The sequence below is a fragment of the Sulfitobacter sp. D7 genome (assembly GCF_003611275.1).
Classification (GTDB): Bacteria; Pseudomonadota; Alphaproteobacteria; order Rhodobacterales; family Rhodobacteraceae; genus Sulfitobacter; species Sulfitobacter profundi.
This window is the reverse complement of sequence record NZ_CP020694.1, coordinates 689,515-702,627: the sequence shown is the minus strand read 5'-3', so window position 1 is coordinate 702,627 and position 13,113 is coordinate 689,515. Positions and strand designations below refer to the sequence as shown.

Here is a 13,113-nt window from a genome sequence, read left to right as displayed (position 1 = left end):
GGAAAAGCGAAGCGCCCGAACCGAGGGGCGGTTCGGGCTCTGGCAAACCCCAAGAGAGCCCAAGTCGATTTTGGCAACTAGAACGGATTATCTCGAAAGTGGTCATCCGAAAGCCAATCTGGGTAAATTGACTGAAATGCGGAATCCCAATCTCCGGCTTTTGCCTGCCTAATTTTCTCTGATGTTTGCTCTACAGAACTTTGATTGCCGAGATAAAGCCGTTTCAAAAATTGCTGCTCGTCTGACACGGATGTTCTGGGCACCAACTCATAAGAAACATCTGTAATTTTCTTGTGAAACAGCTGAACGAAGCTTGAAATCTCTTTGATCGCCTTTGTGGTTTCGCCTCGATTTGTCGAAGATATCTTCCGTCCCGCTGCGTGGTCAAAGTCTGAATGAGCGATATGCTTGTCTGCATAACGCCTGGTCGTTTCACACGATGAAAGCAGTTCCTCATAAGGAACGTCCAAACATGCAATTCCCTTCTCGCGGGAGATACGCAGCAAATGCGCAAGCGAAACGTTGATTTCACCTCGTGATTTTTCCCGATCCGTTAATCGCCGAACGTTAAGTATTGTATTGTCCCGAAGTAAATTTTGAAAAGTTCGAGCGGTTAAACCGGAGGCTTCGTTTAAGACTTCGATCCTTTCCAGCGGCCCACAGTAGAAGAAAAGGAACATTCTCCACTGCAAAATTAACTGAGATACAGAATTTGTGAGTCTGTGAACCAAAAAACCATCAGCCTCGCCAAAATCTTTTGCGTATTCCGCCGCAATTTCATCGTGGGTCCTAGTAGTCATACTTCACTTCCGCGCTCCGATTGATAAGTGTCGCGGCTATGGGGACAGTTCATACCAAGTTATGATCGTCTTGATAGTAGGATTGCTGCACCCAAACACAACCAAGCGGGAACGCGCATTGCGTCGCAATACGCTGCCTCCCGCGCGCACTAAAAATGGCCAGCTTTTAGCTGTCCATTTTTAGTGCGGAAATAAACGCTTCCTGCGGGATATCCACCTTACCAAACTGGCGCATCTTCTTCTTACCAGCCTTCTGCTTCTCCAGCAGCTTCTTCTTCCGCGTCGCATCCCCACCGTAACACTTCGCGGTCACGTCCTTACGCATCGCCGAGAGTGTCTCGCGGGCAATCACCTTGCCGCCGATGGCCGCTTGGATCGGGATCTTGAACATGTGACGCGGGATCAGGTCTTTGAGCTTTTCCACCATCGCCCGGCCGCGCATCTCGGCGCGGTCGCGGTGCACCATGGTCGAAAGCGCGTCCACCGGCTCGTCGTTCACGAGGATCTGCATCTTGACCAGATTGTCCTGCCGGTAGCCGATCATCTGGTAGTCAAAACTGGCGTAGCCCTTGGTGACCGACTTCAGCCGGTCGTAGAAATCAAACACCACCTCGTTCAGTGGCAGGTCATAGACGACCATCGCCCGCGAACCAGCATAGGTCAGGTCTTCTTGAATGCCGCGGCGGTCTTGGCAGAGCTTCAACACGTCGCCAAGGTATTCATCGGGCACGAGGATCGTCGCCTTGATCCGCGGCTCTTGCATGTGGTCCACCAGCGTCATGTCGGGCATGTCGGCGGGGTTGTGCAACTCCTGCATCTCGCCGTCCTTCATGTGGACGTGATAGATCACCGAAGGCGCAGTGGTGATCAGGTCGATGTCATACTCACGCTCAAGCCGGTCGCGGATCACTTCGAGGTGCAGCAGGCCAAGGAAACCGCAGCGGAAGCCAAAGCCAAGCGCGGCAGAGGTTTCCATCTCATAGGTGAAGGAGGCATCGTTCAGGGCGAGCTTTTCGATCGCATCGCGCATGTCTTCGAAGTCATTGGCATCGACCGGGAAGAGACCACAGAAAACCACCGGCACCGAGGGCTTAAAGCCCGGCAGCGGGGTTTCACACTTGCGCTTCTCATGGGTGATCGTGTCGCCGACGCGGGTGTCGCGGACCTGTTTGATCGAGGCGTTGAGATAACCGATCTCGCCGGGGCCGAGGCTTTCGACGCCGGTCATCTTGGGCCGGTAAACGCCCACATCGTCCACGTCATAGGTGCCGCCGGTCTTCATCATGCGAATGCGGTCGCCCTTTTTCAGGGTGCCGTCGATGATCCGGACGATACAGATGACGCCGAGGTATTGGTCATATTTGCTATCCACCAGCATCGCTTTGAGCGGCGCATCGGGGTCGCCGCCCTTCGGCGCGGGCAGTTTATTGACGATCGCTTCCAGCACGTCGGGGATGCCGACGCCGGTCTTGGCAGAGATCAGGCAGGCCTCGGAGGCGTCGATGCCGATCACATCCTCGATCTGTTCGCGCACGCGGTCGGGGTCAGAGGCGGGCAGGTCGACCTTGTTCAGGACCGGCACGATCTCATGATCCGCATCGATGGCGGTATAAACATTGGCCAGCGTCTGCGCCTCGACGCCCTGAGTGGCGTCGACGACCAGCAGCGAACCTTCGACCGCATGCATGGAGCGCGCGACCTCATAGGCGAAGTCGACGTGTCCGGGCGTGTCGATCAGGTTCAACACATAGGTCTTGCCGTCCTTGGCAGGGTATTCGATGCGGACGGTGTTGGCCTTGATGGTGATGCCCCGCTCCCGCTCGATATCCATGTTATCCAGAAGCTGGCTTTGCATGTCGCGTTCGGCGACCGTGCCGGTGAGTTGGATCAACCGGTCGGCCAGCGTGGATTTGCCGTGGTCGATATGCGCCACGATGGAGAAATTGCGGATGTTTTCAAGCGGTGTCATGCAAGGGGATATGGCGCAGTGCCGCGCCTGCGTCAATTGGCCTTGAGCGCGCCAGAGCCCGCTTCGCGCCCTTCACGGCGCTTTATCGCAGGCCAAGGCGCCTTGCCCCCCAAAGGAGAATTGCGCGAAGCCCCATTTTGCGGCATAGTGACGGGCAGAGCAGACCGGGCCGACAAGGGGAAAACCCCATGGTCCAAAACAATAGGGCAAATCAATGCGGACAGTTGCAAGTTTGATGGCGCTCGTCGTCTTGGCGGGTTGTGGCGGATCACGTTATTCCAGCGATGCCGCCGTGGGACGTTTCTCCCCGACGCCGGTGCTTTTCGCCACGGGACCAATTCAAAAGGCTTGTCTGGCCGATGGGCGCCGCGGCTCCAGCCATGCGCGTTGTGGCTGCGTACAAGCGGTGGCGGATCAGACGCTGTCGCGCTCGGATCAGCGCCAGGGCGCCAAGATTTTCCGCGACCCCCACCGTTTGCAGGAAATGCGTCAGTCCGACAACAAAAGCGACAACGCCTTCTGGAGCACGTGGAAAGCCTATGGCCAGAGCGCCGCGGCGGCCTGCTCCAACACCTGATAGCTCAGCTTTCGCTGGGCGGCTGGCCAAAGCGATCAATCAGCCGTCCGACGATCTGATCGCGGGCGGCGCGAAACTGGGTGAGTTTGGCCTCGCGGCTCTCGCCCAGTCCCGTGGGATCAAGGATCGGCCAATATTCCACGTCGAGATGGTAAAACCGCGTCAGCTCCAGCGCCCGGCGCTGGCTGGCGGGGCTCAGCGCGATGATCAGATCGAATGACCCCAGATCGTCGCCCCATTCCTCCATTTCATCGAAACTGCGGCTGCGGTGCCGGTCCAACTGCACATCCAATTCACTGCACACGGCGATGGAAAAGCCGTCGATCTCCATGTCGTTCTTGACGCCCACGGACTGCACATAGGTGCCGGTGCCGTAGAATTTCTTCATCAAGCCTTCGGCCATGGGCGAACGGACGGCGTTGTGGTCGCAGCAGAAGAGAACGGATTGAGGCAGCAGCTGCTTCATTTATCCGCCGAAATGCAAAACGCAGATCAGGGTAAAGAGCCGCCGCGCGGTGTCGGTGTCGATCTCGGCCTTGCCCGACAGACGCTCTTGCAGCACGCGGGAGCCTTCGTTGTGGATGCCGCGCCGGGCCATGTCGATCGTCTCGATCTGGCTGGGGGGCAGTTTCTTGACCGCCTCGAAATAGCTTTCGCAGATTTGGAAGTAATCCTTTACCACCTGCCGGAACGGGCCGAGGGAAAGGTGGAATTCCGCCGCCTTTTCAGCCGCTTCGGTCTCCACATCAAAGACCAGCCGCTTATCACGGATGGACAGGGACAGATGATAAGGCCCTTCGGGCACCGGGCCCTTCTCCCGTTCGGGCAGGACAAAGCTGTTCTCTTCCAGCAGGTCGAACATGGCCACCTTACGCTCCTGATCAATCTCAGGCGTGGGGGGCGGCATGTTCGCGTCATCAAGCGCGATATGGGTGATGCGGGTCATGGACGCATCCTTTTTGCTGGCGATACCATTTCGTGGATAGCGCAGCGGTGGGAAGGGGGCAATGCGCGAGAGCATGCCCGGTGGCGAATGTCGCGCCCGGGGGCACAGCGGGCAGCGCCCTGCCTCCTGCGCAGGCGGCTTCTGCCCCCCCTGCCCTAGTCGTTCAGCTTGCGCAGGCGCGCGGTGACCGACAGGCCATGCGCCTCAAGGCTCTCTGACTGGGCCAACCGCTCTGCCGCCGGGCCGATGGCTTTGAGGGCTTCGGGCGACATCTGGGCCAATGTGGTGCGCTTCATGAAATCCAACACCGACAGCCCCGAAGAGAAGCGCGCCGACCGCGCCGTGGGCAGAACGTGGTTCGGCCCGCCGACATAATCTCCAATCGCCTCGGGCGTCCATTGGCCAAGGAAAATCGCGCCCGCATGGGTGATCTTTTCCGACAGCGCCTTTGGGTCCGCCACGCAAAGCTCAAGGTGTTCCGGCGCGATCCGGTTGCTGAGCGCCGCCGCGGCGTCGAGGTCAGCCACGGTGATGATCGCACCATTGTCGCGCCAGCTTGCGCCCGCGATGGCGCGACGCTCAAGGGTGAGCAGGCGTTTCTCAACCGCCTCTTCCACCGCGCGGGCAAAGGCGGGGTCAGTGGTGATCAGAATGCTCTGCGCGCTCTCGTCGTGCTCGGCTTGACTGAGCAGATCGAGAGCAATGAAATCGGGATCATTGTCCCCATCAGCGATAACAAGGATCTCCGACGGGCCGGCGATCATGTCGATGCCGACTTTGCCGAAAACGCGCCGTTTGGCGGCGGCGACAAAGGCGTTGCCGGGGCCGGTGATCTTGTCCACCGGGGGGATCGTATCGGTGCCATAGGCCAGCGCCGCCACGGCCTGCGCGCCGCCGATGCGGTAAATCTCATCCACTCCGGCGATGCGGGCGGCCAGCAACACAAGCGGGTTCAACACGCCATCGGGCGTGGGCACGACCATGGCCAAACGCTCGACCCCCGCCACCTTGGCCGGGACCGCGTTCATCAGGACCGAGGACGGATAGCTCGCCAGCCCGCCCGGCACATAAAGGCCAGCGGCGGAAACCGGCGTCCAGCGCCAACCCAACGTGGCGCCATCGGGATCCGTCCACTCGGCGTCTTCGGGCAGCTGCCGTGCGTGATAGGCGCGGATGCGGTCGGCGGCCAGTTCCAGCGCCTTGCGGTCCTCGGGGGAGACTTCGGCGACGGCGGCGTCAACCTCGGCAACACTGATGCGCAGGCTGTCGGGGGTGAGGGTCACGCGGTCGAACTTTTGCGACAGGTCGATCACCGCAGCATCGCCCCGCGCACGCACATCGGCGATGATCTCGGCCACCACGGCATCGACATCGGGGCTGTCTTCGCGCTTGGCGTTCAGCAGTTTGTCAAAGGCCGCTTCGAAATCGGGGGCGGAAGCATCAAGGGTGACGGGCATGGGGTCAGGCTTTCGAAAAGGGGGCCACCGCAGCGGGCTGGCCCAAAGGTATCAAGGCGCGGAAGGGCGGCGCAGGCTGGGCTCGGCCCGCAGGCCCGATGTTTTGACAGCGGCACTGGGGGCGGAGCGCTGCGCCAAACGCATGGCGCGGGTGTCTTGGGCGTTGTCGAACACGGCGCGCGCGACATGGGCTGCCAGAATGGCAAACAGCCCGCCCGCAATCGCCGCGGCAGGGGCCAAAAGCCCCGGCAAGGTGACCGTGCCCAACAGATGCCGCACCGCCAGCGCCACACCAAGCAGCAAAAGCGCCCAGCCCGTCGCTTCGGTCATCAGGGCCGCCACGCGCCCCCGCGTAAATCTAGTCTGTTTTAGTTCCGGCATCTTGCGATCCTTGCCACCGTGACGGGATGTCACTCGGGGTGAACGGGCCTTTTCTTTGAAGGGGCCACATAGGGACGTGTCACATCCTTGAGCGTTACCTCCAGAGCCTCGACCTCTAACCGGATCGCGCCGTCTCCGGCCAAGGTCAGCGTGACATGGCCCGAAGGCGCGTCGGTTTCCTCGAACGTGATGTCGAGCAGGGAGAGGATGGTATCGGCATCGCCCTTGGGCACGCCTTGGCTTGCCACACGCTGCACGTTGTTGAACATCAGCACCGATTGCACCCGCTCGGGCGCATGACGTGCGGCCCCCGTATCTTCATGCCGCAGCCGGTTCAGCAGCAGCGCGAAACGCGCGCCCGTGCGGTGCCAGCGCATCTCAGAGGCAGGAAACACCGCATCTTGCGTGAGCGAGGCGATCACCGTGAGATCCTCGGCATCCAATGCGCCGAGGTTCAACGGCGCTTCGCGGCCATCTTCGAAACGTGCATCTTCGGTCATTTGCTGCTGATCCTTTCGATATCCGCACCCACGCCGCGCAGCTTGGACACCACATGCTCATAGCCGCGATCAAGGTGGTAGACCCGGCTTACCGTGGTCTCTCCGGTGGCGGCCAGCCCGGCGAGGATGAGTGAGATCGACGCTCGCAGATCGGTTGCCATAACCGGCGCGCCTTTGAGTTTCTTAACGCCAGTGACCTTAGCCGTGCCGCCGTGCACATCAATCCGCGCGCCCATGCGGATCAATTCCGGGGCGTGCATGAAGCGGTTCTCGAAAATCTTCTCTTCCAGTACAGAGGTCCCTTCGGCAGTGCAGAGCAACGCCATCATCTGTGCCTGAAGGTCGGTCGGGAAGCCGGGGAATGGCTCTGTCGTGACATCCACCGCCGAGATGCGGCCATTGCGCCGCGCCACCTTGAGGCCAGCCTGTGTCTCAGTCACCTCGATCCCTGCCGCGTCGAGCTTTTCGCAGAACGCCTGCAACAGGTCGATCCGCCCGCCCAGCAGTTCCACTTCGCCGCCGCAAAAGGCTGGCGCCAGCATATAGGTGCCAAGCTCAATACGGTCGGTCACAACTTTATGGGTCGCCCCATGCAGGCTATCGACGCCCTGAATGGTGATGCTCGGTGTGCCGTCACCTTCAATCTGCGCGCCCATGGCCCGCAGACAGTCCGCCAGATCGACGATCTCAGGCTCCCGCGCGGCGTTGTTGATGACGGTCGTGCCCTTGGCCAAAGTCGCGGCCATCAAGATATTCTCGGTCGCCCCGACAGAGGCAAAAGGGAAGTCGATCACGGCGCCCTTGAGCTTGCCGCCCTCAGCCTTGGCATAGAGATAGCCGTCACGCAGATCGATTTCCGCGCCCATCTTGGCCAGCCCATCGGTGTGAATATCCATCGGACGCGCGCCAATCGCGCAGCCGCCGGGCAGCGAGACTTCGGCATGGCCTTCCCGCGCCAGCAACGGACCCAGCACAAGGTTAGAGGCGCGCATCTTGCGCACGATGTCATATTCCGCACGGGTATTGATCGGCCCGTGGCTGGCCATCGTGATGACCTTGCCGTCTTGCATTGAGGTGACTTCCGCCCCCAGAGAGCGCAGCAGTTCGGTCATGGTGCGGATGTCGCTCAGCCGCGGCGCGTTGGTCAACGTCAGTGGCTCTTCGCTCAGCAATGTTGCGGGCATCAGCGCCAGACAGGCGTTCTTGGCCCCCGCGATGGGGATTTGCCCGTTCAGCGCACCGCCGCCTTTGACCAGAATGGAATCCATCGTTCAGCTGTCCTTTTCCGACCCGTCGGGGCCATTGCCTGTATCCTGCGCCACATCCTCGGCCCGCGCACGGGCCTGCGCCTTGCGCCGGGCCATATTCGCCTTGAGCGCAGCCTTCAGCCGCGCCTCCCGCGCAGAGGGTGTTTTCGCGTTCTTTTCCGGGGCGTTTTGCTTTGCCATGCCGCCTATCTAGCGCAGGGTGCAAGAAGGGTCCAGATCAGGGGTTGCACCCCCTTTCGATTGCGGCTAATCACCCGCCCACGGCGCTGCTGTAGCTCAGAGGTAGAGCACTCCCTTGGTAAGGGAGAGGTCGAGAGTTCAATTCTCTCCAGCAGCACCATTTACCCATCATTCCGCTAAATACACCCCACCTCGCATGAGCGATGGTCCCTCGACCTACGCCCGCCGCTGCGCGGCAGTCTGAGTGCGAGAGTCCGGTTCTTCCCTGCATCATATGGGCATGCCGTCCGCTTCTTGCCCGCCCGCGCCGATCAGCGGCACCGCGCCGATTCGACACCCCAACCCCGAATGAACGAGACCGGGGTGCCCAAGTCTCAGATCCCTTTACGAAGCCTCAAAGGCCCCGCAGGCAATGCGCGAGCCCGCATCGCCGGAGGGCTGCGATTCGTAGTCGTCCGCACCGCTGTGAATAATGAAAGCCGCGCCGTCGTCATCTTTGATCATGGTCTCGATATCGAGCAGATCAAGAAAGACTTCGGCCTGAAGCACGCCATCTTCCCCCACTTCCATATTGGGCATGTCACCCGGATGCGGCCCACCTTCGACGAGCACACCATGCTTGTGGTCCCCCGCGATGTGGCCCCCAGCAGATTTGAAATCATCCGCAGAACAATCGCCGGTTTCATGCAAGTGCACGCCATGGGTGCCCGCGGGCACGCCAGTCACGTCGATCTTTACCAAGGTCCGGCCCGAGGCGGTCGTGTTCAGGGTAACATTGCCTGAGATATCATCCGAATTGCCCGCCACCTGAGCAGATGCTGCCGTTTGCATATGGCCTTCGGCCTGCGCCGCGACGGCGCCCGTTGTGGCCAAAGCGGCCCCGAGTAGGATATTGCGCAGGTACATGGCTTCCTCCGTTGGGTTATATGTCGATGACGGCTCAACCCACCCGGCCCGCGTCGGGTTCCTCTTGATGCAGGGCAAGGCTTGCCCCTATAAGCGGCCGAGTGCTCCCTTAGCTCAGCTGGATAGAGCAGCCGACTTCTAATCGGCAGGTCGAGGGTTCGAATCCTTCAGGGAGCGCCAATTTCCGCCACGCCTACCCGCGCCCACTTACCCGCGCGCGAAATCGTCAATCGCTGCTGCGATCAGATGCGGAAAAGTGGGTTTGCCGAGCATGGCAATCGGTTCAAGCCCTCTCAGCCGTGTCTGGGTCGGTTCGTCCAGGTTGCCGCTCAAAAAGATGCAGCGGATATTGTGTTCGCTCAGCAACCACTGTGCGAGGTCCTCGCCAGATTCTCCATTCGCCAGTCGAAGGTCCATGAACGCCAAGTCCGGGCGGGACTGCGTCACCACCTCCCGGCAGGCCGCGAAATCCTTGACCGGGCCAAGAACGGAATGCTGAAGCTGTTCGAGCTGCATCTGAAGGTCCAAGGCAATCAGAAATTCATCTTCGACGATCAGAATATTCACCGGGCATTACCCGGCAGGCATGGGGATCTCAATCTCGACGCAATAACCATGCTCTGTTGCCCTCTTCTCCATCGTCGCCCCAAGCTGGCTAACAATGCCCGCCACGATCTTCGAACCGAGACCGACCCTCTCTAGACCTTTCGCGCTACCGATCCCATCGTCCGATACCGTCAAGGTCAAAAGGGTTCCCTCTTGATGCAAACGAACATCTACCCGGCCCTGTTCCCGCTCAACGAAGGCATGTTTATGCGCGTTGGTCACAAGCTCATTGATCAGCAGCGCAAGGTTGATCGCCAGATCCGTCGGAAGAACGACCGCCTGCGCGTAGACAACATTCTCAATCCGCCTGCTGTCGGTCTCTGTGCTGGTTGAAAGAAAGTCGACGAGTTGCGGGATGTATTCACCGACATCCACATGGGTAACGTTCTGAGATTTATAGATAAGTTCATGAACCGAGCTTACGGCATGCACCCGCAAAGAGGCCTGCTGCAGACTGTGTTTGACGTGGTCGTCTTCCACCGACGCGGCTTCAAGGCGTAGGATACTCGACACCAGATGGAGGCTGTTCTTGATCCGGTGGTTTACATCCCCCAGCAGCGTTTCTTTCTGCTCAAGAAGTTTGTCCCTCTCGGTCAGCGTTTTCTGCAAGACCTCTTCGCGTTTTTTGGAATGGGTCAGATCGAGGGACGCACCGATGAACCGCGCGGGTTTGCCATGCTCAAAAAGCACTTCGCCACGTGTGTTCAGCCATCGAATATCCCCTCGGGGCAAGACGATCCGATAGTCGGCGTTTACCGTTGCATCACTGGCCGTGACCCCTTCCAAGCTCTTCTTCACATGCTCCAGATCATCGGGATGGATACGCTCAAAAAGCTTGGTGATCGGAAAGGTTCCCTCGGTATCTGGATAGCCGAAAAGATCGGCCAACTCATGCGATACATTCGCGGTGCCGGTCTGAAGGTCCAGTTCCCCATAGCCGACACCCGACACCTGTTTTGCCAGATTGAGCCGTATCGCTTGGTCGCGGCGACCAATGAATTCCGAGGTGACATCTTCGACATGGTGAATAAGCGCGATCAGCTGGCCGTCTTGGAAAACAGGCGCGTTGAACGGCTGCCAATACTTCTCTTCAAAGGCCCCGTCGACGCTGTCGCGAATGGGTATATTGTATTTCTGAACGGCCATCCGATGCGGCTTGCCAGTGGCGGCGACAATCTCAAGTGACTTGCGCAGATTGTTGGTGCCATCCGCCGTAGCGTCAGAAGGATCATCCGGAAATGCATCGAACAGCAGTTTCCCAATGAGATCATCGGCTTTTGACCCGGTGATGCAAAGATACCGGTCATTCACGTCGATGATCATAAGATCAGTATCTAAAACAAGATAGCCATGGGGGGACGCTGCAAAAATTGCAGATCTCGGCACGCGCGCATTCGCCGATTCACCACCGCCCATAGGCCCGCTCTCCCGGTACTTACCATCTTCACTATTGATCGTAGCCCTTTAATTTAGAACATAAAAGCAAAGAGATACTAATTTAAGTTAAGTTGTACCAAACTGCGTTGATGTGGGGGACCGCAAGCAGTTTCAGAAACATGTGGGCAACGTATGCGCGAGAAAAGTTGCGCCCGGCTTCCATTGACCCGGCGACCAAAGGGGGCTGCCAATAGCGCTTGAGACGTTCAACAAGGCTAGTTAAGCCGTAGCGCGCCCGGAGAGCCTTGGGCTTTCCGCCTATCAAGCAAGCGCAACCACCTCAAATCGCGCCTGCCCCGCCACAGCCCCCGTTACGCCGCGGCGAGCGCATTCTCCACTCTGATCTCCGAAGCGCAATCGGGCAGAACCACGGTGAACTTCGTCCCGACGCCGACAGCACTTTCCACTTGAATGTCTCCCTCATGCGCCGCGGCGAGCTTCTTGCTGATCGCAAGGCCAAGCCCCGTGCCGCCATCGGCGCTTTTGGCGGCCGATTCCGCTTGAATGAAGGCTTGGAAGATCCGCTGCAAATCCTCTTCCGGCATCCCGCAGCCGTTGTCTTCGACCTCAAGCCGGCAGGTATCGCCGACCCTCTTGGCCCGCATGCGAATGCTGGAGGCCGATGAGAACTTCAGCGCGTTGCCTAAAAGGTTGATCAGGATCTGTTTGCAGCGCCCTCGGTCGGCGAAAACGTCGAAGTCATCACATTCGATCTCCAGTACCGCCTGCTTTTCCTTGGCCAGCCCCTGAAATTGCTCCTCCAACTCGGCCAGCAGTTCGCCAGCCTGAAAAGAGTTTTTGTTAAGCTTGATCGAGTTAAGCTCGATACTGGTATAGTCGAGGAGTTCATTGATGATGGTTAACAAATGGTCGCCCGCAGATTTGATACGGCCGCCGTAACGCTCTGTCTGGTTGCCCAGTTCTTCAAAATGCACCTTCGAGATCTGCTCGTTCGGTTTCAGCTTGGCGATGGTATGGCCTTTGAGGCTCGTCAGAAAGCTGGCGTAGCCGTTGATGATCGTTAGCGGCGTGCGCAACTCGTGGCTCAGAACGCTCATGAACTCTGACTTGGCGCGGCTGGCATCGCGGGCCTCATCCCGGGCTTGGCGCAACTCGACGATGTTCTCCAACCGCGTGCGGTTTTCGATGAAATAGGTGAACAGCCCGCCCATCACGATCATCGCAGCCGTCCCTGCGATAACCAGCGCCAGCAGTCTGTACTCATCAGGGTTGCTATGGCCACCGATCAAGGTTGTCGGTGTCACATGAAAGGCAGCCATCCCGGTAAAGTGCAGACCGACGATCGCCAAGGCAAAGCTCGCTGTCATTTTCGACCGGGCGTATTTATCGCCCTGCGCGCCAAAGAACAAAGCCACGGTCGACAGCACCATGGCGAGCAGAACCGAGGCAACAAGATAGGTCTTATCCCAGTGAATGATCCCCTCGATCCGATAGGCGATCATCCCGGTGTAATGCATGGCCGAGATCGACAGCCCCAAGATCACCCCACCGATCACGGTCGTGACCCGTCTGCGAAACATCCCCGCAATGAGAATGCCGACCGTAGACCCGGTAATCGCGATCACCAACGAGGCGAAAGTAAGACCAAAGTCGAAGCTTACCGGCGCATCGGGCTGATAGGCCAACATGGCGATGAAATGCGTGCACCAAATTGCGATGCCAGAGGTCACGGCGGTCAGAAAATACCACAACAACGCCTGACGCGGTGTCTGCTTGAGCCCGTGTCGGTAAAGATTTGCAATCACCCAGCTGCCGAATGCGCACAAAAGCGCGGCAAGCAAGACCAACGTCATATCGTGGTCAGAGTGCATAGAATGAGCCACTGTAAGCATTTTTTAAACCTCAAGATAATGAGGCCAGTGTTGCGCAAGGAATGCGTCGAAACCGTGTTCGAGTGGGTTCTTTTTGGCGGTAATTTCATATAGTGAAACCGTGGCAGGTGCCGGAGAGCGGGGGAAGCGCTCCCGGGGGCTCATGTCCCGGTTTCTGCGGCCCGCCACTGCGCGCTTGCCCCACCGCGTAGCCCACTCTGAACGCCCCTTCGCCCCTGTTGAGTGATGCAATC

General features: G+C 59.1%; 14 protein-coding genes and 2 tRNA genes. 3 read left to right on the top strand and 13 right to left on the bottom strand.

Annotated features, from left to right (window positions below):
- Positions 1–77 precede the first annotated feature (77 nt).
- Positions 78–800, bottom strand: a complete 723-nt coding sequence (locus B5M07_RS19380; protein WP_162931796.1) for an AbiU2 domain-containing protein — start codon at positions 798–800, stop codon at positions 78–80.
- A 166-nt stretch (positions 801–966) separates the two neighbouring features.
- The gene (gene lepA, locus B5M07_RS03420) at positions 967–2,769 is read right to left on the bottom strand and encodes a translation elongation factor 4 (RefSeq protein WP_120350222.1); all 1,803 of its coding nucleotides are present in this window, start codon (positions 2,767–2,769) and stop codon (positions 967–969) included.
- A 214-nt stretch (positions 2,770–2,983) separates the two neighbouring features.
- On the opposite strand from lepA, the gene B5M07_RS03415 reads away from it, so the two are divergent.
- Complete coding sequence (locus tag B5M07_RS03415) at positions 2,984–3,346, top strand: hypothetical protein (RefSeq protein ID WP_067623915.1); 363 nt, start codon at positions 2,984–2,986, stop codon at positions 3,344–3,346.
- Between the two features lie 4 nt (positions 3,347–3,350).
- On the opposite strand, the gene B5M07_RS03410 is transcribed toward B5M07_RS03415, so the two are convergent.
- The 7 genes from B5M07_RS03410 to B5M07_RS19375 all read right to left on the bottom strand — a co-directional run bounded on the left by B5M07_RS03410 (position 3,351) and on the right by B5M07_RS19375 (position 8,078).
- Positions 3,351–3,812: an arsenate-mycothiol transferase ArsC gene (locus B5M07_RS03410; protein ID WP_120350221.1), complete on the bottom strand. Its 462-nt coding sequence runs from the start codon at positions 3,810–3,812 to the stop codon at positions 3,351–3,353.
- Entirely contained in the window at positions 3,813–4,316 is a 504-nt protein-coding gene (locus B5M07_RS03405; RefSeq protein WP_260012785.1) for a UPF0262 family protein, read from the bottom strand.
- A gap of 131 nt (positions 4,317–4,447) precedes the next feature.
- Positions 4,448–5,749, bottom strand: coding sequence for a histidinol dehydrogenase (hisD, locus tag B5M07_RS03400; RefSeq protein ID WP_120350220.1), 1,302 nt, complete (start codon positions 5,747–5,749; stop codon positions 4,448–4,450).
- A 51-nt stretch (positions 5,750–5,800) separates the two neighbouring features.
- Entirely contained in the window at positions 5,801–6,130 is a 330-nt protein-coding gene (locus B5M07_RS03395; protein ID WP_120350219.1) for a hypothetical protein, read from the bottom strand.
- A 29-nt stretch (positions 6,131–6,159) separates the two neighbouring features.
- A complete protein-coding gene (locus B5M07_RS03390) occupies positions 6,160–6,630 on the bottom strand; it encodes a DUF2948 family protein (protein WP_120350218.1) in 471 nt (156 codons plus the stop codon).
- Entirely contained in the window at positions 6,627–7,898 is a 1,272-nt protein-coding gene (gene murA / locus B5M07_RS03385) for a UDP-N-acetylglucosamine 1-carboxyvinyltransferase (protein WP_120350217.1), read from the bottom strand. The genes B5M07_RS03390 and murA overlap by 4 nt, the downstream gene beginning before the upstream one ends.
- 3 nt (positions 7,899–7,901) lie before the next feature.
- Positions 7,902–8,078 (bottom strand): hypothetical protein, encoded by a 177-nt coding sequence (locus tag B5M07_RS19375; RefSeq protein ID WP_162931795.1) that lies wholly within the window; start codon positions 8,076–8,078, stop codon positions 7,902–7,904.
- A gap of 85 nt (positions 8,079–8,163) precedes the next feature.
- Between B5M07_RS19375 and B5M07_RS03380 the strand changes: the two genes are divergently transcribed.
- Positions 8,164–8,238, top strand: a tRNA-Thr gene (locus tag B5M07_RS03380).
- A gap of 224 nt (positions 8,239–8,462) precedes the next feature.
- Here B5M07_RS03380 and B5M07_RS03375 read toward each other — a convergent pair.
- Entirely contained in the window at positions 8,463–8,984 is a 522-nt protein-coding gene (locus tag B5M07_RS03375) for a superoxide dismutase family protein (protein ID WP_120350216.1), read from the bottom strand.
- Positions 8,985–9,087: 103 nt separating this feature from the next.
- Between B5M07_RS03375 and B5M07_RS03370 the strand changes: the two genes are divergently transcribed.
- Positions 9,088–9,164, top strand: a tRNA-Arg gene (locus B5M07_RS03370).
- Between the two features lie 27 nt (positions 9,165–9,191).
- On the opposite strand, the gene B5M07_RS03365 is transcribed toward B5M07_RS03370, so the two are convergent.
- The 3 genes from B5M07_RS03365 to B5M07_RS03355 form a co-directional block, all read right to left on the bottom strand.
- The gene (locus B5M07_RS03365; protein WP_120350215.1) at positions 9,192–9,551 is read right to left on the bottom strand and encodes a response regulator; all 360 of its coding nucleotides are present in this window, start codon (positions 9,549–9,551) and stop codon (positions 9,192–9,194) included.
- A 6-nt stretch (positions 9,552–9,557) separates the two neighbouring features.
- Positions 9,558–11,006 (bottom strand): PAS domain-containing sensor histidine kinase, encoded by a 1,449-nt coding sequence (locus tag B5M07_RS03360; RefSeq protein ID WP_120350214.1) that lies wholly within the window; start codon positions 11,004–11,006, stop codon positions 9,558–9,560.
- 332 nt (positions 11,007–11,338) lie between these two features.
- Positions 11,339–12,859 carry a sensor histidine kinase gene (locus B5M07_RS03355; RefSeq protein ID WP_254693952.1) on the bottom strand — a complete coding sequence of 507 codons (1,521 nt, stop codon included), beginning with the start codon at positions 12,857–12,859 and terminating at the stop codon, positions 11,339–11,341.
- Between the last annotated feature and the right edge of the window lie 254 nt (positions 12,860–13,113).